Source organism: Pseudomonas phoenicis (genome assembly GCF_047302395.1).
Taxonomy (GTDB): Bacteria; Pseudomonadota; Gammaproteobacteria; order Pseudomonadales; family Pseudomonadaceae; genus Aquipseudomonas.
This window is the reverse complement of the sequence record NZ_CP154852.1, coordinates 3894225-3915152: the sequence shown is the minus strand read 5'-3', so window position 1 is coordinate 3915152 and position 20928 is coordinate 3894225. Positions and strand designations below refer to the sequence as shown.

General features: G+C 62.0%; 22 protein-coding genes and 1 pseudogene. 5 read left to right on the top strand and 18 right to left on the bottom strand.

Annotated elements, in window-relative coordinates; genetic code table 11:
* Window positions 1-187 precede the first annotated feature (187 nt).
* Together AA0Z93_RS17830 and AA0Z93_RS17825 are read right to left on the bottom strand one after the other, a co-directional pair.
* Window positions 188-2602: a TonB-dependent siderophore receptor gene (locus AA0Z93_RS17830; RefSeq protein ID WP_413047637.1), complete on the bottom strand. Its 2415-nt coding sequence runs from the start codon at window positions 2600-2602 to the stop codon at window positions 188-190.
* Window positions 2603-2796: 194 nt separating this feature from the next.
* Complete coding sequence (locus AA0Z93_RS17825; protein ID WP_413047638.1) at window positions 2797-3558, bottom strand: hypothetical protein; 762 nt, start codon at window positions 3556-3558, stop codon at window positions 2797-2799.
* A gap of 207 nt (window positions 3559-3765) precedes the next feature.
* On the opposite strand from AA0Z93_RS17825, the gene treS reads away from it, so the two are divergent.
* Together treS and AA0Z93_RS17815 are read left to right on the top strand one after the other, a co-directional pair.
* Entirely contained in the window at window positions 3766-5832 is a 2067-nt protein-coding gene (gene treS / locus AA0Z93_RS17820) for a maltose alpha-D-glucosyltransferase (RefSeq protein ID WP_413047639.1), read from the top strand.
* Window positions 5833-5928: 96 nt separating this feature from the next.
* The gene (locus tag AA0Z93_RS17815; protein WP_413047640.1) at window positions 5929-6096 is read left to right on the top strand and encodes a hypothetical protein; all 168 of its coding nucleotides are present in this window, start codon (window positions 5929-5931) and stop codon (window positions 6094-6096) included.
* A gap of 84 nt (window positions 6097-6180) precedes the next feature.
* On the opposite strand, the gene AA0Z93_RS17810 is transcribed toward AA0Z93_RS17815, so the two are convergent.
* From AA0Z93_RS17810 to AA0Z93_RS17795, 4 genes are all read right to left on the bottom strand, one after another.
* Window positions 6181-7065: an alpha/beta fold hydrolase gene (locus tag AA0Z93_RS17810; protein WP_413047641.1), complete on the bottom strand. Its 885-nt coding sequence runs from the start codon at window positions 7063-7065 to the stop codon at window positions 6181-6183.
* 19 nt (window positions 7066-7084) lie between these two features.
* A complete protein-coding gene (locus tag AA0Z93_RS17805; RefSeq protein WP_413047642.1) occupies window positions 7085-7705 on the bottom strand; it encodes a LysE family translocator in 621 nt (206 codons plus the stop codon).
* 109 nt (window positions 7706-7814) lie between these two features.
* Window positions 7815-8006, bottom strand: coding sequence for a helix-turn-helix transcriptional regulator (locus AA0Z93_RS17800; protein WP_413047643.1), 192 nt, complete (start codon window positions 8004-8006; stop codon window positions 7815-7817).
* Window positions 8003-8377: a hypothetical protein gene (locus AA0Z93_RS17795; protein ID WP_413047644.1), complete on the bottom strand. Its 375-nt coding sequence runs from the start codon at window positions 8375-8377 to the stop codon at window positions 8003-8005. Before AA0Z93_RS17795 ends, AA0Z93_RS17800 begins: the two co-directional genes overlap by 4 nt.
* A 131-nt stretch (window positions 8378-8508) precedes the next feature.
* Between AA0Z93_RS17795 and AA0Z93_RS17790 the strand changes: the two genes are divergently transcribed.
* Window positions 8509-9006 (top strand): N-acetyltransferase family protein, encoded by a 498-nt coding sequence (locus AA0Z93_RS17790; protein WP_413047645.1) that lies wholly within the window; start codon window positions 8509-8511, stop codon window positions 9004-9006.
* A gap of 30 nt (window positions 9007-9036) precedes the next feature.
* A complete protein-coding gene (locus AA0Z93_RS17785; protein WP_413047646.1) occupies window positions 9037-9984 on the top strand; it encodes a 5'-nucleotidase in 948 nt (315 codons plus the stop codon).
* Between the two features lie 52 nt (window positions 9985-10036).
* Here AA0Z93_RS17785 and AA0Z93_RS17780 read toward each other — a convergent pair whose 3' ends face one another.
* The 11 genes and pseudogenes from AA0Z93_RS17780 to AA0Z93_RS17730 form a co-directional block, all read right to left on the bottom strand.
* Complete coding sequence (locus tag AA0Z93_RS17780; protein WP_413047647.1) at window positions 10037-10279, bottom strand: hypothetical protein; 243 nt, start codon at window positions 10277-10279, stop codon at window positions 10037-10039.
* A gap of 35 nt (window positions 10280-10314) precedes the next feature.
* A complete protein-coding gene (locus AA0Z93_RS17775; RefSeq protein WP_413047648.1) occupies window positions 10315-10701 on the bottom strand; it encodes a hypothetical protein in 387 nt (128 codons plus the stop codon).
* A gap of 153 nt (window positions 10702-10854) precedes the next feature.
* Complete coding sequence (locus AA0Z93_RS17770) at window positions 10855-11202, bottom strand: hypothetical protein (protein WP_413047649.1); 348 nt, start codon at window positions 11200-11202, stop codon at window positions 10855-10857.
* A gap of 169 nt (window positions 11203-11371) precedes the next feature.
* Window positions 11372-11881: an acyloxyacyl hydrolase gene (locus tag AA0Z93_RS17765; protein ID WP_413047650.1), complete on the bottom strand. Its 510-nt coding sequence runs from the start codon at window positions 11879-11881 to the stop codon at window positions 11372-11374.
* A 179-nt stretch (window positions 11882-12060) separates the two neighbouring features.
* Window positions 12061-13659, bottom strand: coding sequence for a histidine kinase famiy protein (locus AA0Z93_RS17760; RefSeq protein ID WP_413047651.1), 1599 nt, complete (start codon window positions 13657-13659; stop codon window positions 12061-12063).
* 184 nt (window positions 13660-13843) lie between these two features.
* Window positions 13844-16102: a TonB-dependent receptor gene (locus AA0Z93_RS17755; protein ID WP_413047652.1), complete on the bottom strand. Its 2259-nt coding sequence runs from the start codon at window positions 16100-16102 to the stop codon at window positions 13844-13846.
* Between the two features lie 309 nt (window positions 16103-16411).
* A complete protein-coding gene (locus tag AA0Z93_RS17750; RefSeq protein ID WP_413047653.1) occupies window positions 16412-16786 on the bottom strand; it encodes a hypothetical protein in 375 nt (124 codons plus the stop codon).
* A gap of 69 nt (window positions 16787-16855) precedes the next feature.
* Window positions 16856-17719 carry a methyl-accepting chemotaxis protein gene (locus AA0Z93_RS17745; RefSeq protein ID WP_413398597.1) on the bottom strand — a complete coding sequence of 288 codons (864 nt, stop codon included), beginning with the start codon at window positions 17717-17719 and terminating at the stop codon, window positions 16856-16858.
* Window positions 17714-18688 (bottom strand): annotated as a pseudogene (locus AA0Z93_RS17740) (methyl-accepting chemotaxis protein); the annotation flags it as partial. The pseudogene AA0Z93_RS17740 and the gene AA0Z93_RS17745, both read right to left, overlap by 6 nt.
* Before the next feature lie 253 nt (window positions 18689-18941).
* The gene (locus AA0Z93_RS17735; protein WP_413047654.1) at window positions 18942-19436 is read right to left on the bottom strand and encodes a DUF2514 domain-containing protein; all 495 of its coding nucleotides are present in this window, start codon (window positions 19434-19436) and stop codon (window positions 18942-18944) included.
* Entirely contained in the window at window positions 19433-19876 is a 444-nt protein-coding gene (locus tag AA0Z93_RS17730; protein WP_413047655.1) for a structural protein P5, read from the bottom strand. The genes AA0Z93_RS17735 and AA0Z93_RS17730 overlap by 4 nt, the downstream gene beginning before the upstream one ends.
* Window positions 19877-19965: 89 nt before the next feature.
* Here AA0Z93_RS17730 and AA0Z93_RS17725 point away from each other — a divergent pair, with 89 nt between their 5' ends.
* Complete coding sequence (locus tag AA0Z93_RS17725) at window positions 19966-20286, top strand: YceK/YidQ family lipoprotein (protein WP_413047656.1); 321 nt, start codon at window positions 19966-19968, stop codon at window positions 20284-20286.
* Between the two features lie 379 nt (window positions 20287-20665).
* On the opposite strand, the gene AA0Z93_RS17720 is transcribed toward AA0Z93_RS17725, so the two are convergent.
* Window positions 20666-20893 carry a hypothetical protein gene (locus AA0Z93_RS17720; protein ID WP_413047657.1) on the bottom strand — a complete coding sequence of 76 codons (228 nt, stop codon included), beginning with the start codon at window positions 20891-20893 and terminating at the stop codon, window positions 20666-20668.
* Window positions 20894-20928 lie beyond the last annotated feature (35 nt).

The window sequence follows — 20928 nt, the reverse complement described above, 5'->3', positions numbered from 1 at the left end:
TGCGCGGAGTTTGCAGGGTTGCGATGCGCCTGCCAAGAGGCGCTCGGCTCAGACGCAAAAGTACGGGGCAATGAGCCCACAGACGCCCCGAACACGGCGCCGGAAAGTTGGCGATCAAGGCTTCACAGACGCGTATGCGGGTTCAGGTAAGCCGGCCTGGATCGGACCTTCCAGGCCGGCGCTCGCCTCAGAACGCTACGGTGGTGGACAGCAGCCATGTGCGCGGCGAAGACAGCGTCAAGCCGGCCTCACTGTCGTCGGAAGCCCCCGCCGAGGCCCAATAGCGGTCGTTGAGCACGTTCTCGACATTGGCGCGCAGGGTCACGTCACGTCCTTCGACCTTGAAGGCGTAGCGCGCGCCCAGGTCGAAGCGTTCCCAGCCGTCGATCTGCTTGCTGTTGGACTGGTCCAGGTACTGCGAGCTGGAGTGGATGCCCCGCGCGGTCAGCGTCAGCCCGCTCAGCTGCGGCACGTCCCATTCGGCGCCCAGGTTGACGTTGTAACGCGGCGTCGCCGGCGCCCGGTTGCCATCGAATTGCCCGTCGAGGGTATCGCGCAGCTCGCTGTGGATGTACATGATCCCACCCAGCAGGCGCAGGCCGTCGAGCGGCTCACCGAACACGTTCAACTCAAGGCCGGTGTTCTCGCGTTTGCCGTTGGGGCCGAACACACGGGTGCCGGTGTTGGTTTCATAGGCAGGCTGCTTGATACGGAAAGCGCTGGCGGTCACGGCGTAACGGCCGAAATCGTATTTCGCGCCGACTTCCACCTGGCGACTGATGAACGGCGGGAAGATCTCGTCTTCGTTGATCGAGGTGCTGGGCGCGATCTTGCCCTGGCTCAAGCCTTCCATGTAGTTGGCGTACAGCGACAACTGCTCGGTGGCCTTGAACACCACACCGGCCGAAGGCGAGAGTTTTTCCTCGTCGTAGGCCGTGTCGCCTTTGATGCCGTTGCTCCAGTCGTCGACTTGCACGCGTTGCCAGCGGGCGCCCAAGGTCAGCAACAGGCGGTCGTCGAAAAAGCCCAGGGTGTCGGACAGTGCGACGCCGGTGAAACGATTTTCCGTGTAGACCTTGTCGTCCAGGCGCGTAGGCCTAGCTGGGGTAGGTGTCGGTACCGGGTCGTAGAGGTTGCTGGGCGCTGCGGCGTAGCGCCCGCCGTCGTTTTCGAAGTCCATGTAGAAATAGCTGGCGGCCAGGTTCAGCTCATGGCTGACCGGGCCGGTGTGGAACCAGTTGCGCAAACCGGCCAAGCCCGTGCGCACGTTCTCGTCACGGGTGAAGTCGCGCGGCTGCACGCTGAAATCGCCGGCATCGTTGGAGACCGGCACGTTGTGGCGCAGGAAGTCGTGGTCGCTTTTGCGCGCCCCGACCGCGCCATAGGCCAGCAGCGAGTCGTTGATGTCGTATTCGGCGTTGAGCATGCCGAAGGTGTCGTTGGTGCGCGCCTTGCTCCAGGACTGCGCATAGTTGTCGCGCACCTTGTCGGCATCGGGCACCTTGGCCCGCGCGCCGACGATCACCCGTTCCTGCGGTGCGTCGGTATCGCGTTCGGTGTGGCCCATGTCGGCCGACAGGCGCAGACGCTCGCCACGAAAGTCCAGGCCGAGCACGGCCATTTGCCGGTCGACGCTCTGATGGTCCCAGGGCGTATCGCCCGATTGCTTGACGCCGTTGAAGCGTACGCCGAACTGATCGCCCTCGCCGAAACGCCGTGCGATGTCCACCGCGCCGCCCAGTTGGCTGTCGGAGGCGTAGCTGGCGGTGAACGCGGTCAGCGGGTCGTCGCCGGCATGCTTGGGCACGACGTTGATGCCGCCGCCGACGCTGCCACGCGGGGAAATGCCGTTGATCAGCTGGCTGGGGCCTTTGATGATGTCGACGCGGTCGGCCATTTCCATGTCGATGCTGTAGGTCGGCAAGATGCCGTACAAGCCGCCATAGGACACGTCGCTGTTGAACAGGCTCAGGCCACGCACGGTGAACTGTTCGAAGCGCCCGCCCGCCGGGTTGGTGGTCCGCACCGAAGGGTCGCTGGCGACCATGTCGCCCAGGGTGCGCGCCTGCTGGGCCTGGATGCCTTCGCTGCTGTAGCTGGTCATGCTGAAGGGCGTGTCCATGAAGTCGCGTGCGCCCAGCAGGCCCTGGGAGCCGCGACGGGTGACCTGGCCGCCAGCGTAGCGCTCGGCGTCCACCGCGCCACTGTTCTGCGCGCTCTGGATGGTGGTCGGGGCGATTTCCAGCACGTCGGCCGAGCCGGGGCTGGGCACCAGGGTGTAGCTGTCGGTGCCCACCGTCTGCAATTGCAGCCCGCTGCCTTGCAGCAGGCGGGCGAAGCCTTCCTGCACGCTGTAGCGGCCGGATAGCGCCGGGCTTTGCCGCCCGGCCACCAGGGCCGGCTCCACCGACAGGCTGACACCGGCCTGCCCGGCGAAACGGGTCAGCGCGGCGCCCAGGCTGCCTGCCGGAATCTGGAAGCTGCGTGGAGCGGTTTCGGCTAAAGCCTGCGCGGGCATGGCGCCCCACCCCAGGACCAGACACAGGGTGGGCGCAGAAATCGAAGACGCCAAGCGTGGGCGGTGGCGTGGAAATGCGGGCATGGTACGGCTCTCGTAGGGATCATTTGCCCTAGATGACAGCCCAGTCGAAAAAAGGGGACAGACAAGGGCGTAATGCCTACCGATTGAGCCGCAGTGGTGTCACTTGGAACTGCTTCGCAGCCCATCGCGGCTAATCGGCATCGAGCAGCGGCGACTATTTTATCTGGTTCAGAACTCGGCCAGGCGACCGCCGCTCAGCGTTCGGTCGACCCGTGCCCATGCTTGGCCTTGACCGCCAACGCACGATGCTGCAGCAGGCAGATGTAGCCCAGGCCCAGCAAGGTCAGCAGCAACCAGACCAACGCCACGACCAGTTCGGTGGCATAGCGCGCCACGCTGGCCTGGATGCCGGCGAACGATTCGAACACCTTGACCCGCGCTTCCCCGCCTTCATGGCTGATGCGCACTCCGGCCTGGGCGATCTGCGCGTAGTCGCCGTCGAAATAGATCCATACCCGGGCCTGGGCGTCGCCGCCGATGGCCGGGATTTCCACCGTACTGGTGGCGTTTTCCAGCAGGTTGTCGTTGCCCGCCTCGTCCCGTACCTGGACCAGGCCCTTGACCGGCAGGCGGATGCGCACGTTGCGGATTGGCGTTTCGCCGTCGTTGCGCAAGGTGATGAACAGGCCTGTGCGGTGGTCCACCAAGCCGGCCTCGAACGGCTTGGCGAACAGCGTGCGGTATGGCGCCTGGGCCAGGTCGACGAACTTGTCGAGCTGATCGTGGCTCAGCGCGTCGCCAGCGATGCTGCGGGCATGGTCGTACAGCTGCTCGTACTTGAGCGCATCGTTGGTCTGGCTGATGCGCTCGCTGAATTGACTGGGATAGGTCAAAGACTGGTAGGTCAGCTCGGCCTCGAGCTGCGGATCGTGCCTGAACACCAGGTACAGCGCAGCCACGCAGACCAGCGCGACCAAGACGCCCGCAAGGGACTTACCGACTTTTTCCCAGTTCAACCTGGTGGTTCCTTGTGTCTTAGCGTGGATGTGGCTTGGTCGATGGCACCGCGCTCGCGTGCCAAAGCGCGAGCAAGCGTGCCAACTTCGGTGGGCCGGCGCAACACGCACGTGCGCGATCGGCCGACTGGCGATCCCGGACGAACGTACCGCGCGCGGCATCGTCATACACACATACCCAGGAACTGCGCACAAAGAGGACGCCCGATGTCGCACCCCGACCCGTCGTATGTGAAATGGCTCGAAGACCAGTCGATGCTCAAAGCCTCCCAGGACCGAGCACGGCTCTATTCCGGCCAATCGCGCCTGTGGCTCAACCCTTTCGCCGAGGCCCAGCCGCGCCGCGCCACGCAGATCGCGTCGGTGTGGCTGACGGTCTACCCCGACGCCATCATCGCCCCCGAAGGCTGCTCGGTATTGGGCGCTCTCGGCCATGAGGCACTGTGGAAACGCCTGTCCGACATGGGCGTGCAAGGCATCCACACCGGCCCGATCAAGCGGTCCGGTGGCGTGCGCGAACGCGACTTCACACCCAGCGTGGACGGCAACTTCGATCGCATCAGCTTCGACATCGACCCGCTCTACGGCACCGAACAGGAACTGGTGCAGATGAGCCGCCTGGCCGCTGCGCACAACGCCGTGACCATCGACGACCTGATCCCCTCGCATACCGGCAAGGGCGCAGACTTCCGCCTGGCAGAAATGGGCCACGGCGCCTATCCGGGGCTCTACCACATGGTCGAGATCCGCGAAGAAGACTGGAACCTGCTGCCCGACGTGCCCGCGGGTCGCGACGCGGTGAACCTGCTGCCGGCGCAGTGCGACGAACTCAAGGCCCGTCACTACATCGTCGGCCAGTTGCAACGGGTGATCTTCTTCGAGCCCGGCGTCAAGGAAACCGACTGGAGCGCTACCCCGCCCGTCACCGGTGTGGATGGGGTGACGCGGCGCTGGGTCTACCTGCATTACTTCAAGGAAGGCCAGCCGTCGCTGAACTGGCTCGACCCGAGCTTCACCGCCCAGCAGATGATCATCGGCGATGCCCTGCACGCGCTCGACTGCCTCGGCGCGCGTGGCCTGCGCCTGGACGCCAACGGCTTCCTGGGCGTGGAAACCCGCGCCGAAGGCACGGCCTGGTCGGAAAGCCACCCATTGTCCCTGGTGGGCAACCAGATCATCGGCGGCATGATCCGCAAAGCCGGCGGTTTCAGTTTCCAGGAACTGAACCTGACCCTGGACGACATCGCCGGCATGTCCAAGGGCGGCGCCGACCTCTCGTACGACTTCATCACCCGCCCGGCCTACCAGCATGCGCTGCTGACCGGCGACACCGAGTTCCTGCGCCTGATGTTCAAGGAGATGCAGGCCTTCGACATCGACCCCGCTTCGCTCATCCATGCGCTGCAGAACCATGACGAACTGACCGTGGAGCTGGTGCACTTCTGGACCCTGCATGCCCACGACATGTACCACTACAAAGGCCAGACGTTGCCGGGCAGCATCTTGCGCGAGCACATTCGCGAGGAGATCTACGAACGCCTGTCGGGCGAGCATGCGCCGTACAACCTGCGCTTCGTCACCAACGGGATTTCCTGCACCACGGCCAGCCTGATCACCGCCGCGCTGGGCATTCGCGATCTGGCCGACATCAGCGAAGCCGACATCGAGCAGATCCAGAAGGTGCACCTGCTGCTGGTCATGTACAACGCCATGCAACCAGGCGTGGTGGCGCTGTCGGGTTGGGACATGGTGGGCGCCCTGCCGCTGCCGGCCGAAGCGGTGGCCGAGCGCATGCTCGACGGCGACACGCGCTGGATCCACCGCGGAGGCTACGATCTGGCCGGGCTGGCACCCGACAACGAGACTTCGGTACGCGGCATGCCACGCGCACGCGCACTGTATGGCAGTCTCGATGCGCAAATGGAGCGGGGCGACTCGTTCGCCTGCAAGGTGAAGAAGCTGTTGGCCGTGCGCCAGGCCTACGGCATTGCCACCGCCCGGCAAATCCTCGTGCCCGATGTGACCAGCCCTGGGCTGTTGGTGATGGTGCACGAGCTGCCGGCCGGACGCGGTACCCAGATCAGCGCGCTGAACTTTGGCCAGACGGTGATCGCCGAGGAGCTGCAATTGAACGGCTTCACCCCTGGCACCGTCGTGGACATGATCAACGAGACGGTGGAAGGCGATTTGACCGAAGACGGTCGTTTGATGATCAATCTGGACCCCTATGAGGCGCTGTGCCTGCGCATCGTCAACAGCAGCGGCCACGTGTGATGGCCGTTGGTCGGGAGCGCTGACCGATCCATTGGAATGACCCGCCATCCAGGCAGTCATTTATCTAGAGAGGACCGCAAAGCAAAGGAGCTTTCAATGAACCTGGCGATGACCCTTTTTAGCTTGATGAGTGCTTGGGCAGTGGTGGCGTTGGCGTTCTTGTGGGGCGTGCTGCGCGTTGCGCGTCGCCACCATGGGGAGGCGAGCATACGGCCCAAACCGATGCGTCATCACAAGCTGGTATTGAGCAATGTGGCTGCCTGAGGCTGGCCATGGTATGGCCTGAGGTGTTCGGGCTGGTGTCGAGGACTTGCGACCACCCGCCCCTGCAGCCCATCTCCTATACCGTCAGCCTTTTGAGTCTGCCCTCAGGAAATCGATAATTCGTTCCGCTGCCAAGTCAGGCGCCTCCTGCATGAAACAGTGGCCCCCCGCCACTTGCAGCTGGGAAACCATTCGATTCGAGGACGCTATCCGCCGTACCGACGGGCCCACGAATGGGTAGCTGCCCTCACCATGCAAAATCAGCGTGGGCACGGCAATCCGCCTCAGGTTCGGCCATAAGCCCCGGGGCATCGAGCTGAATATTTCAACCTCGCGTGAGGGTCGGCACCTGAGTCGAACCCCTTCAGGGCAAGCCATCAACGCGTACTCTAAATAAGCCTCCAGCGCCTGCGGTATCCACCCTTTGAATATCCCCCTATCCTGCAGCGCCGCACGGGCGGTCTGACGATCCGGCCACTGGCTGCGTCGAGCCGCCGCTTTGCGCGCCAGGCCGTGGCGCTTGTGCAAGCCCAGCCAGCGGGCCACCCAAAAGGTTGCGATCATACGTGGGCTGAACAGGACCGGGTCGAGCAACACCGCGCGTTCGAACAGCGCAGGGCGGTGAGCCAGGATCAAGGCTGTGAGCACACCGCCGAAACTATGCCCGATTGCATAGCGCGGCACCTCGCCATAGGCTGCGCGACCAACCTCGAAGGCCTCCAGGGCCAGTTCAGCGCTGCGATTCCAACCGCGGAACACACCGCCGTGGTCACTCTCGCCATGCCCCTGCACGTCGCTGAGCCACAGGTCGTAGCGCTCGCTCAGTATGAGCAGCATGGGTCGGTAGACCAGGGCGCAAAACCCGTTGCCGTGTAGCACATGCAACAGTGGCTTGCCACTGGGCGGCGAGCGCCAGCCCCTTAAGGTGAAGCCTTCGACGGTGGGGTAAGACCAAGGGATCAGCTGCATCGTCAAGTCGCTATCGCGGTCAGGAGAACGTCGATTCTACGAACAGCAGCGGGTACAGGGAAATCACCAGAAGCAAGGCCATCAGGACATTGAACAGCATCAACCAACGCGGATTGCGCAACAGGTTGCGCAAGGCGCTGCCGAACATGACCCAGATCCCGACACTGGGAAGATTCACCAACGCGAAGACCAGGCCGATCACCAGGACGTTGTACAGGTAGCCCTGGGCCGGGGCATAGGTGGTGATCGCGCCCACCGCCATGACCCAGGCTTTGGGGTTGACCCACTGGAAAGCCGCCGCACCCAGGAATGTCAGCGGTTTGCGCTCGCTACCGGTACCTTCGGCCATCGGGCCTGACGTGGCGATCTTCCAAGCCAGGTACAGCAGGTACGCTGCGCCGGCATAACGCAGCAGGCTATAGAGCATCGGCCAGGCCTCGAATACCTTGCCCAGGCCCAGGCCTACCGCAATCACCATCACCGCAAAGCCGATACTCACACCTAGCGCATGGGGCACGCTGCGGCGCACGCCGAAATTCACGCCCGAGGCGAGCAGCATGGTGTTGTTGGGGCCGGGGGTGATGGATGAGACGAAAGCGAAAAGTACGAAGGCGGTGAGCAAATCGTAGGAACCGAGCATGGTCTGGTGTCCGAATGGGGTGATAAGGCCGATCTAAGGTAGCGAAAGGCCGCCTCAGGCAGACATGTACAGTCATGACATATTTCGCCCATACACCTGACTGTATCGCTCAATCCGGCTGGAAGATCATCTCGATCGGCTGCTCGAACACGCGCGCCAGGCTGAAAGCCAATGGCAGGCTAGGGTCATAGCGTCCGGTCTCGATGGCATTGACGGTTTGCCGCGACACGCCCAGGCGCATCGCCAGCTCCGCTTGCGACCAGCCGTGTTCGGCGCGTAGCTCGCGCACACGGTTGTTCATCGGTAGCGCCTGACGCCGAACACCGTGCCCAACGCCCACAGCGCGCCCATCAACGGCCACACCATGAACATCGACAAACGCGGCAAGCCTGCCGTTTCCAGGAATCCGTAGGCGAAGGTGATCAGCGCCGTGGCCACGAACGCCATGCCCAGGGCTTCGAGCTGGATGCGCCGGTGCAACTCGTCGAGGCTGCGCAGTTGACGGATCACCACCCAGGCCATGGCGATCATCGCCGGCATCGGTACCAGGGCTACCGCAGCCTTGGTCGAAGGCGCCGACAACAGCGGCAGGTAATGACTGCTGACCAGCACGGCCAGGACGTACAGCGCTACGCTGAATGCGAACGCTGGGGCAAAGCGTGTGAGCGACATAAGTGGGACCTCCATGTAAAGGAGGCTTTACATTGCCCGCATCTCTTGGGCCATGTCAAGCGAACTTTACATTGCCTTGAGGGGCAACCCTGCGGCTAGAATACGCATCCCGTCACCAAGGAAGCCCTGCCATGTCCCTTTCCATCCGCCCCGCCCAGCGCAGCGATGCGGCGCAGATCCTCGCCTTCATCACCGAGCTGGCCGAGTACGAGCGCGCCCGGCATGAGGTCATCGCGTCCACCGCCGACATCGAGCGCAGCCTCTTCGACGAAGCCGGCAGCGTCAGCAGCCTGATCTGCGAGCGCGACGGCATGGCCATCGGTTTTGCCGTGTATTTCACCAGCTACTCCACCTGGCTGGGCCGGCATGGCATCTACCTCGAAGACCTGTACATCACCCCCGAGCAACGCGGCGGCGGTGCCGGTCGTGCCCTGCTGCAGCACATTGCCCGCGAAGCGGTGCGCACCGGTTGCGGTCGTCTGGAGTGGAGCGTGCTGGACTGGAATACCCCGGCCATCGGTTTCTACGAGGCGGTGGGCGCCCAGGCCCAGGACGAGTGGATTAAGTACCGCCTCGAAGGCGAACGTCTGCAAAGCTTCGCCGAAGGCCGTACGCCTCAGGCCGACTGATCACTCCCATTTGCAGCCAAGGAGGCAGCCATGCCCTACCCGATCGATGACAAGCTGGTAGTGGGCGTTGCCTCCAGCGCGCTGTTCGACCTCACCGAGTCGGACCATATCTATGCCAGCGAAGGCGTCGAAGCGTATCGCTCGCATCACGAGCGCAACATCGACCAGCCTTTCGCCCGTGGCGTGGCGTTTCCGTTCATTCGGCGCTTCCTGCGGATCAACCAGGCCTTTCCCGAGCAACTGCCAGTGGAGGTGGTGCTGCTGTCGCGCAATTCGCCGGAAACCGGCCTGCGGGTGTTTCGTTCCATCGAACACTATGGACTGGACATCAGCCGCGCAGCGTTCATGTCGGGTCGCTCGCCCTACGAATACATTCCCGCGTTCAACGCCTCGTTGTTTCTCAGTGCCAACGAAAGCGACGTGCAGCGGGCCATCGACGCCGACTACCCGGCCGGGTTGGTGCTGCCGAGCAAGGTCTACGACGATGAGATCGACAACGAACTGCGCGTGGCCTTCGACTTCGACGGCGTGATCGCCGATGACGAGGCCGAAAGCGTCTACAAGCAGGCGTTGGACCTGAATGCCTTCCAGGCTTACGAGCTGACGCGCAAAGCGATTCCGCACCGGCCGGGGCCGCTGGCCGACCTGTTTCGCAAGCTGTCGTCGATCCGCACCTTGGAAGACCAGAAACTGGCCGAGTGCCCCGAATACCAACGCATTCTGCGCATCGCCATCGTCACGGCGCGCAATGCGCCGTCCCACGAACGGATGGTCACCACGCTCAAGGATTGGGGCGTGTCGCCGGACGAGTCGTTCTTCCTCGGCGGTATGGAAAAAAGGCGGGTGCTGTCGATCCTGAAGCCGCACATGTTCTTCGACGACCAGCGCAGCCACCTGGACTCGGCCGCCAGGGACCTGCCCATGGTGCATGTGCCCTTTGGTATCGCCAACCGGGCAGGGCCGCCTGCGCAGGGTTGAGTCTTCTGCAGGGCTGGTGGCTGTAGCGCTATAGGGCGTCCAGTACAGCCGATCAGGAAGACGTTTGAGTGTCGACTGTCATTAGAACCACATCCGCCGACTCAGATTCCCAGCTTGGCCAATGATCCCTAAAATGAACGTGGTCTGAAGTGTTTTCCACCACGCCCTCTTTTCTATCGGCTACGTGATTGAAGAATGCTGCCAAAGCACGCAACTCTCCAGCACTTGCAACGATTGATGCTTCCGACAACGCTACCCTTTCAGTATGTTCAAGCGCATATCCATATATTTTCATAGGGTCACTCCGCAGTCGTCAGGACATCTCACACACTATTGTGTCGGCTTTTCATGTTCGCGCACGACGGCGGCGACCAGTTGTGCCAGGGTGTCGAAGTGCTCGGCACCGTCCAGCGAAGGCGAACCTGCGTCCACCAGCCACAGCCCGGAATCGGCCAAGCGGTCGACCAGGATCAGCCGCCCGCCCGAATCGTCGCCTACGGCAATCTGCCGCGGAAAATACTGGGCGACCTCGAACGTGTGGTTACGCTCTTGGACATCGCCGATCGCGTAGACCACAACCTGGTCCACGAGCCATGCACCGGCATGTTGCTGCCAAAAATCCATCAGCCAGGAGTCCGAAGGCAGATCCAGTACCGCACAGACCGCTTGCAGGGTGGCGGTGTGCGAAGGGCTGGACGGTGTGTCGGCATCAGCCATGGCGAGATCTCCGGGGTCAGGTGTGGATGTGGGGTGTTCGAGGTGAGGTGCGAGGCGCCGTGGTGAAATCAAGACACCGGAAAGATCAAAGCCCCGACAGGGAATGACCGGGGCTTGGACTGTGCGACTGGCGCATTGAAACGGACGCAGTGATTATCGATCGGTCAGTTGCCGACGGTTGTACCAATACAGATACGCCAAGCCCAACGGCGCGATGAAAATCGCCAGGAACCAGCACATCAACATGGTGATGAACTTCACGAACAGCATCAGCAATGCGTTCACGAAGAACACGTTGTTGCCCATGATGAAGCCGATGATGCGCTCGTAGACGAAACGCGAGTAGGGATAAAGCAAGGCACAGACGATGGCCATGAGGATGCTGCCCACACCTATACCGCTCGGCGCATTGGCCTTCATGTAGATGAAGAACGCGGCGAATAACACGCCGAAGAAGAGCTGCCGTGCATAGTAGCTTGGGGTCAGGCCACCAAAGGTCATGGCAAGAACTTGTCGCATAAGATCCATCTCGAACGTGGGGAAACCGGTATTTTATCCTGGATGCCCCTGGCCAGGACAAGCGGCCAATGGCAGAGCGTTTGAATGTCCCCTGCTCTAACGCCCACAATGAAAAAAGCCCGCATGCGCGGGCTCTTTTCATAAGATTCGATCAAATCGGGTGGCTGTAGAACAGCGCATAGGACTCGATGCCGTCGTTGGGCTGCTTGATGCTGGCGTTGGAATAATGCGTGGCACGGATACCCACGCGCTGGTTGTCGCCGAACTTCAGACCCGCACCGATGCGGTCTTCGAAGTTGAAAGCGCTGCCGAATTCCTGGTCGCCGGCCGAAGTGCCCGAAAACACCGCCACACCGATACCTGCCTCGATGAAGGGCTTTATGTCGCCATTGCCGAACTCATAGACGAACACGGGCGCGAACGACAGCGAGTGCGCGCCGCCTGCGGCTTTGCCGGCTTCCCAGTAAGTGTAGCCAGCGTCCCAGTAGCCGGTCAGACGGCCAACGTCGGACTCGAGCCACGACTTGTCCCAAGCGAAGCCCACCCCGACACGCGCGGTAAGGCCGCCTTGGCTGGTGGCACCAATGGCACCCGACAACTCGGTCGCCTGGGCGGAGATGGCAAAGAGCGAAAGCACCGCAGCGGCGATGACTGTTTTCATGATCACGGTTTTCCTGGAGTTATTACTTAGCAAGCTATCTGAGCACAGTGATATCACACTGATCGATCAATGCAAGTAGATGCTCGAAGCTTTGGAAAATTCGTGATCAGGTTAACGGCTATTCGGCCATTTTCCAGTCCAAACAAGAATTCGCTGCGTTGGATGAGCAACAGGCCTCATTACACGCCGCCTGGCGAGTCCAGCACTTGGCGCACTTTGCGCGCCAAGTCATGCGGCAGGTAGGGTTTGGAGATGACTTCGAACTCCGAACCGCCCACATCGGTGCGCTCGATGGAGTTTTCCGCATAGCCCGTCGTCAACAATACTTTGGTCTCGGACTTGAGCGCCTGCACCTTACGCGCGAGCGTTACTCCGTTCATGCCGCCAGGCATGATCAGGTCGGTGAACAACAAGTCGAATTCATGCCCATCATCGATCAGCGCCAGGGCCTGGCGGGCATCCGCCGTGACCGTCGTGACATAGCCATACTCTTCGAGAATGGTACAGGCCAGTTGCGCGACATCGTCCCGGTCTTCCACCACCAGCACACGCTCATCGCCGGACTTGGGCAAATGCGCGTTGCGTTTGTCGAGGGCCTGGACGTCGCTTTCATCGGACGGGAAATACAGACGCAACGTCGTACCGACGCCTTGTTCGGAGTAGATGCGCGCGCTGCCACGGGATTGTTTGGCGAAGCCATAGACCATCGACAGCCCGAGGCCGGTGCCCTTGCCTTCTTCCTTGGTGGTGAAGAACGGGTCCATGGCACGTGCCAGTACCTCTTCGGACATGCCCTCGCCGGTGTCGGTGATCGCCATGCAAGCGTAGGTGCCCGGCAGCAGACCTTCGTAAGCCGCCCGCACCTCTTCGGTGATGACCACGTTGCGGGTTTCGATGTGCAGCTCCTGGCGGGCGCTACCGACCATGGCGTCGCGGGCATTGATCACGACGTTGAGCAGGGCTATTTCCGCTTGCGCCGGGTCGATGCGGCAGTTGGCAAGGTGCGGGTCGAGATCGAGCTGGATCTCGATGCCTTCGCCCAGCGTGCGGTTCATCAGCACTTGCGCGTCCTTGACCAGTTGATTGAGGCTGATGACCCTGCCCTGGAGTTTTTGCTTGCGCGAGAAGGCCAGGAGTTGCTTGGTCAGGGTGTTGGCCTTTTCTACCGCATCATTGGCATAGGTGAGGTTGCCGAGAATCTTCGCCAGGTCTGGTGACGACTTGCCGGCTACGGCTTTGGACAAGGAGATATAGCCGCCAATGACCTGCAGCAGGTTGTTGAAGTCATGGGCGATGCCACCGGTCAATTGCCCCAGCGCTTCCATCTTCTGCGATTGGCGCAAGGCCTCCTCGGCATCGCGACGACGGCTGACGTCCAGTTGCGAGGCGAAGAAATAGGTCAACTTGCCGGCCTCGTTGTAGATCGGCGAGATGAACAGCGCGTTCCAGAACGAGCTGCCGTCTTTCTTGTAATTGAGCACTTCGGTGGAAAAGTCGTGGCGTTGTTCCACGGCTTGGCGGATCGAAGCGATCACCTCGGGGTCGGTGTCTTCGCCCTGCAAAAAGCGGCAATTGCGCCCGATGATCTCCACAGCGTCGTAGCCGGTCATCTCCAGGAACGCGTGGTTGGCGAAGATGATCGGGTTGTCGGGCCGGTTCGGGTCGGTGACGATCATCGGCATCCGCGTACTTTCCACGGCGGCGAAGAAGATGTCTTTCGGGTGCCCGAGCACGTCGGCAGTGAAGCGGTTGTCGACACGTAGATCGCTGTTGGACACTGCCCAAACTCCTGTTGATTCACTGCGTTGCAGTGGCGGTATCGCTCCGCAGATAGAGTTCGGAGTGGCGGCGCGGGCAATCGTTCCGCGAGTGTTGTACATCGTTCTTGAGGATGTACAAGTCAGAACGATAGCGATAGATCTGTCACCCGGCCTTGCGGCGGGGTGACAGTTCTGCAACTGATCAGAAGTCGACCGAAGCGCTGACCGACAAGGTGCGTGGGGCGCCCAGCACCAGATAGTTCGAACCGGGATAGCCCCCGGTGGATGCCCAATAGTCGCGACCGGCAACGTTGTCGAGGCGGGCGCGGAGCGTGACGTCCTTGTCGTCGACCTTGAAGCCGTAGCGGGCGCCGAGGTCCAGGCGGGTCCACGAGGGGATGTCCAGCGTATTGCCGGTGTTGACGTACTGACGGCTGGTGTAAGTAACGCGACTGGTCAGCGTAAGCCCTTCAAGCCCCGGCACATCCCATTCCGCGCCGATGTTGGCTTGGGTTTTCGGCACGCCGATGGGGTCGTTGCCATCGTCCTTGCCGTTTTGTGTCTTGCTCAGTTCGGCGTCCAGCAGGGTGACACCACCCAGTACTCGAACGCCCTGTACGGGCTCGCCGAACAGGGACAGCTCGAGCCCTCTGTTGCGCTGCTCGCCGCCGTCTTTGAACACCTGATTTTCGACGATGCCGACGGGCTTGCGGGTTTCGAACACGGCCAGGCTACCGCCCAGGCCGCCACCGTCGTATTTCACGCCCAGTTCGGTCTGTTTGGCCACATAGGGGGCCAGGGATTCACCGGCGTTGAGAATCGGTGCGGATGATCCATCGGGCAACGTGGTGGTAGCGCCCGCCGTGTCACCCTTGGTGAGGCCTTCTATGTAGTTGGCGTAGACCGAGAACTGTTCGTTGAGCTGATAGACCACGCCGGCGACGGGCGTCGTTTCATAACGATTGTATTTCGATGTTTTGTCACCCGTGGCGTAGCTGTAGCTCGTCACGTCCAACCCCTGGCGGCGAGCGCCCAGCGTGACCTGAAGCTGGTCGTCGAAAAAGCCGAGGGTATCGGCGATGGCCAGGCTTTGCGTGTGCGTGCGGGCAGTAATGTGCGGGTCGGACATGGAGCCGCTGAAACTTGTGTTTTCCGGTTTGGCGAAACCGACGGGATCGTACAGATTGTCTGCAAACCTACCGAAGTTACCTGCCCACGCGTTGCGGTCCTTGGTATCGAACATCGCGCCAGAAACGACCCATTGATGGGATACAGGGCCGGTTTGAATGTTCCAACGTGCGCCCACCTCGCCAGTGGTTACGGTTTCTTCGCGGTAATTGTCAAATCGATTGGCAGATGTGATGCCAGAAGGGGTGGACGACGGGTTGGACAGCACATTCTTCTCTTCACCCTTGCGCATGCCGATGGCTGCCCAAGTAGTGACGGAATCCGTCAGATCGTATTCCGCCCGGAACGTCCCGAACGTCTGCTTTTCCTTCGAGTACGTCCACGACTGTCCGTAGTTTTTGCTCGCATCCGGCGCGCTGGGCACTCCGCCAGTCGGCGTGACGCTCGGCAACGGATTATCGATGAAGTGATACTGATGCCCAATGTCCGACGACAAGCGCAACCGCTCGCCCTGGTAATCCAACCCCAACGCGAACATATCCAGGCTACGGTCCTGATCCTCGACCGCCGTCTCCCCTGCCCGCTTGGCGACGTTCACCCGCACCCCGAACTGATCGCCCTCTCCGAAGCGACGTGCCACATCGGCCGCCACAGTACCGAAGCCACGGTTCTCGACACCGGCGGTGAGCCGGGTCAGCGGTTCGTTCGGCGCACGCTTGGGCAGAATGTTGATCGCCCCGCCGATCCCCGTGCCACCCGGTGCCGCACCGTTGAGAAACGCGCTGGCCCCGCGGAACACCTCGACCCGCTCGATGAACTCCGAGGCCACGTACTGCCGGGGCAGCAGGCCATACAGGCCGTTATAGGCGATGTCATCGGAGTACAGCGGGAAGCCGCGCACCATGTACAGTTCCTGGAAGTTGCCGAAACCCCGGGCGATACGCACCGAAGGATCGTTCTGCAAAATGTCGGCGACGCTGTGCGCCTGCTGGTCCTGGATCAGCTGGTTGGTATAGGACGTGGAGGTGAACGGCGTCTCCATGTAGTCCTTGTTGCCCAAGATCCCCACGCGTCCACCGCGGGCGACCTGCCCGCCTTCGTATTCGGGCACCAGACCTTCGCGCGAGGCATCGGCACTGGCCGAGACGGCGGTTTCTTCCAGCTCGAGCACGGGCGCTTGGACATCAGCGGCCTGGGCGGCAGGTTCGCCGGCTGCGGGCAGTTCAAGCACGGTCTGCGCCACTACCTGTGGCGAGGCAAAACCGACGAGCAAGCCCACGGGCAACCAAAGGAAAGTCAGCGCGTTCTTGCGGGGATAAAGAGAAATAGGCATGAGCAGACCTGTTGAGCGAGACGGTCGAATACGAAAAGCCGGTAGGCGGATGAACGAGCGGCGCGAATATAACAAACAGGAATGATTCTTTGTTGTGTATTGTTTGCTAATACCGTTCGTATTTGATGTCGATCAACCGCCGCCCTTCAGTGACGACTCAAGCGGACCGCAGGCCTGTCAGCACTAATGCCCGGCACGCGCCCGGGCTCCATTCGTAAAGTATTCGCACAGCCCGATTGTGCCTTCAGCCCATCCGATTATTGGTCCTCGCCGTTATACATAGCATCACGCCTACGCCGGCTACGCGGGTCACTTGGACTCACAGAATTCCGCTGCAACGGCATTCAGTTCCCGATCGTAACTGGCCCTTTCCGCGGCACTCAGAAAACCTTGGTTTTTCACATCACGCGCGGCAGACGACTTGACTGCTTCGATTCGCTCGATCAACCCGCCAGCGACCGAGGCACTTACGGTGTGGAGCCGATCGGCCTCGCGGATGTCGTTCGTCAGCGTCTCGACCCGCAACAGGATGTGGTTGTGCAACGCGTCGGTGGTAGGCCCGGAAGCCTTGAGTTCGGCAGCGTCCTGCGCGCTCATCTTGCAACTGGAGTAAGTCTTCAAAGATGGCGCAGCCTGCACGCCTGCGCACAACATGAAGCTGAGCAGTACCAAGGTCTTTTTCATGATTCCATACCCGTGGTTCGAAGAAGCGAATCGTGGTCGTGCCGAACGCTACGTCCGGCACGGTGAAGGTCAGACGCGGAAGCGGCCCGACATTTCTTGGAGTTGTACGCTGATGCGCGCCAGTTCCGTACTGGCGTTCGCCGTTTCTTCGCTGGAAGCTGCGGTCTGATCGGAAATGTCGCGCACGTTGGTCACGCTGCGGCTGATCTGCTCGCCGGCCGCGCTTTGCTGTTCGGCAGCGCAGGCGATCTGATCGTTCATCGATTCGATGTCCTTGATCGAGTGAGCGATCTGCTTGAGCATTTGTCCCACTTCGCGGGACAGCTCGACGCTGTTGCCGGTCAACTGCACGTTCTGCTCCAGCACCGTGGCCATATGGCCGGTGCTCTGGTTCAAGCCCGCGATCAGTTCGATGATCTCGTCCGTCGACGTGCGCGTGCGCTTGGCCAGGTTGCGCACCTCATCGGCCACCACCGCGAAGCCACGACCCGCCTCCCCGGCACGCGCCGCCTCGATGGCCGCATTCAACGCCAGCAGGTTGGTCTGCTCGGACACCGACTTGATCACGTCGAGCACGCCACCGATGCTGTCGGCATGGCCGCGCAAGGTCGCCATCACCGACTTGGCCGAGGCCATTTCCTCGGCCAGCAGCTCGATCTGCTCGACCGCCTTGCCCACGGCCTGGTCGCCCTGCACCGCCTGGCGGCTCGCGCCTTGAGCGGATGCAGCCGCCTGGCCCGCATTTCGCGCCACCTCATGGGTGGTGGCGGTCATCTCCTGCATGGCCGTGGCGATCTGGTCGGTTTCCACCTTTTGCAACTGCACGCCCGTGCTGGTCTGCTCGGTGATGGCCGAGAGCTCTTCGGCGGCACTGGCGACCTGCACCACGCCATCCTTGAGCTGGCTGACCAGGCCGTGCAGGTTGAGCGTCATGCGTTGCATGCTGGCCTGCAAGGCGCCGATCTCGTCGGTGCGGGTGACGCTCTGACGCTGGGTGAAGTCGCCGCGCGCGACGGTTTCGGCGAGTTCCACGGTTTCCTTGAGCGGTCCCACGATGGAGCGGGTGATCAGCCAGGCAGCCGACACGCTCAGGGCGATCGCCAGCAGCAACCAGATCAGCAGCGCCTGGAGCGCTTCGCTGACGTCCGAACCCTGCAACTCGGCCTGACGTGCCGTCAGCTTGTCGGCCAGCGCGAGCAAGCCGTTGATCGTCTGGCTGATGCCGGCCTGGCCCGCATCCACGCCGGCCTGCGCCTGGATCACTTGCTGCAAGCGGCCTTGATAGGCATTGAGCTCGGTGGCCAGTTGTTGCACCAGCGGTTGCGGCAGCGCACTCGACGTGAGCGCTGCAACGGTGCTCAGCACACCTTCGATAGCCTTTCTCGCAGCGGCTTCGCTGGTGGTGCCAGGCGATGCGGTGTAGCTGCGAAAGCTCATGCGCATCCGCTGCATGCCCATCGACAAGGCCACCATCGTCTGCCGATCTTCGCTGCGCCCCCCGTCGGCGTTGGCGACGCTCCACAGACGTTCGAGCGATTGGTTCAGTTGCTCTGCCGATGCCGAGGCCGTGGTACGCGCGGCTTCACGTTCGCGCGTGGCCGTCACGGCCTGTTGCTGGAAGCCGCGGTACTGCTCCAACAGCTTGCTGGCTTCGCTCAGGAACGCCTGGTTCTGCGGCGACTTGAAATTGGGCGCGATGGTGCGCAACTGGGTCTCGGTCTTGTCCAGCGCAGCCAGCCATTTGCCAGCCTGCTCGTCGGTGGCGCTGACGAAGTACACCAACCGCTCGATGCGCATGTCGCGGGCCAGCGAACTGAAGGTGGCGATGTCGCGCATGCGGTCGCCCCGGTCCGCCAGGGAAACGGTCGCCCGCCACCCGGTGAACGCGATGAGCAGAATCATGGCGACAAGCAGCGAAAAGCCCAACGACAGTTTTGTACGCACACCCAGGTTGTTGAATGATTGCAGCATTGGAAACACCAGTGAGAGGTTGACTAGACGCGCGAGAAATTGCTGGCGCTTCGTTCTCATCGGCGTGGAAGAACAATGCTTGATGCTTGGGCGGGGAAATATATTTTTCAGCGCACGGAGAACGTTTTCATGGCTGTGGTGTATCCAGCTGCCGCGACAGAACCTGTGCTCGAAGTGCTGGCACTCACGGCGTCAAGGCGCTGTAGGAGGCCTCGCAGGCAAGGCCCGCCACTCGGGCACGGTCATAGGCTTTCGCCAGCTCTCCCGCTCGAGCATCAGCCCGTGCGAGCAGGTCGGAGAGCACCATGGCGGCGCGGCTGGCTGCCTGGCCTCGGGCGGTAGCGGCGGGATCCTGGCCGGGGCAACCGACGCTGGCGGCGAACTGACCGGCGTCGTGGTGCAACCGCTGGCCAGCAGCATCGGCGTCAGCAGCGCCAGCGTCAGCCATCCGGTGTTGTTCGTGTGCATGGACACTCGCGTTCTCCTGCGCCTGTGCGCGTCGTCGTTCTTCATTGCGCGCGGCGCGCTCGCCCAGTACCTCGGCCAGGCGGTCGCCGCTGTCGCGCTGGGCGGCGGCGGCCAGGGCCTGGCTGCGCGCCACCGACCGGCCATGCTCGTAGGCGCCCCAGTAGGACGCCAGCACCAGGCCCAGCAACCCCAGCCGTGCTGGCCAGCTCATGCCAACGCCCGTCGTACGCCCTCGTCGATCACTGCCGACCGATAGGGGTTGGCGCCGTTCTCGTGCACGATGATGGCGAGTACGATGCCGCGCAGTCGCGCCGGGTCCTTGATGTCGATGCTGTCGGCGGTTTGCACGTCCAGCCGTGCGGCCACCGCCTCGGCGTAGGCCTGGGTGTCGTTTTCGTTGCTCGGCGCCCAGCGGTCGACGATCTCCAGCACGGTATCGATGCCTTTACCGCCGACGCCTGGCAGACCGGTTCTGCTGCGGTAGTTGATCAGCAGCTTGCCCAGGGCGCGGATGCCGTTCTCGGGCGAGTCGAAGCGGGCGAAGCGGGGGTTGGCTACGCCTTGCTCCAGGCCAAGCTGGCCGACCCAGGCGTTGCGGGGGTTGTATTCGATGTTGCCGGGGTTGTTGTTGCGGATGCCGCGAGGGGTCATGGGTGTTCTCCAGAAATGGAAAAGGTCCGCACGAGGCGGTCAATCGAAGCAATAGGTTATGATTCGGCCCCTACAAAGGAGATGGCCCGATGAAACGATGGATTGTGGTGGTGCTTGCGGTTGCATGTACTGGGTGCGGCACTATCGAAACCGTGTCCAATGAGTCCAAGGCAGTCGACAAACTGGCACGCTGGGGGTCGGACTGCCACTCGATTCCTCGCGCTTTCAGCGGTTTTTCGTACCAACTGTGCAATTTGAGCGGGCCGACCAGATCGGGACCTCACTGGTCGGCCGAGACGATTTTCGTGGACATGGGACTCTCCGGGATTGCAGATACGCTCGTTCTCCCGTACACCGCCTATCAGCAGGTGCAACGGGGCAGTATCCCAATCCGAAGATTGGAATATTGACCGGGTAATGAGTATCAGCAGCGAGCCGCATCGATTCCCCTTCATGGAATAGACCAGAGGGCGGATATGTTCTTCAACTCTGCAAAAATTCTCGACCTGCGAATGCTTGTGTTTCCCCAAGCGCACTCGATTGGACGAGTTACATGGAATGGACATGAACAGAAGCATTTTGATCGGGCTGGCGGTCCTCCTACTTTCGGGGTGCAACCACTACTTCAATAGCCCCTATGGAAGTCGTTGGGACCAGAGAAACATTCCCTGTGACGCCAGCCCTCCCAACCAACCGGGCTGTTATGACAACACTTACCAGAAGGGCCTTCTGAACAGGCTGTTGGATTCAGAATGAACAGCCGGTCGGCAGGGCATGATCAGGCTCATTTCACAGGGCCGTATCGTTCTCGTACGTCGGTTGGGGCTCGGCTGGGTCTTTGGCCGTGATCGATACTTCGGCCGTGTAATCCTTGAGTATCCGTGCGGTATAGACCTGCGCGGAAGGGAACTGGTTTAGGATTTCGCGGGCGCGGGCGTCGGCTTCTTCCTGGTTGGCATAGCGGGTCTTGTTGGTGGCGTCGTAGTCGTTGGTCAGGTTGATGGCTACATAGGGCATGGTTTTCTCCAGGCGAAAAAATACCTGCACGGGGC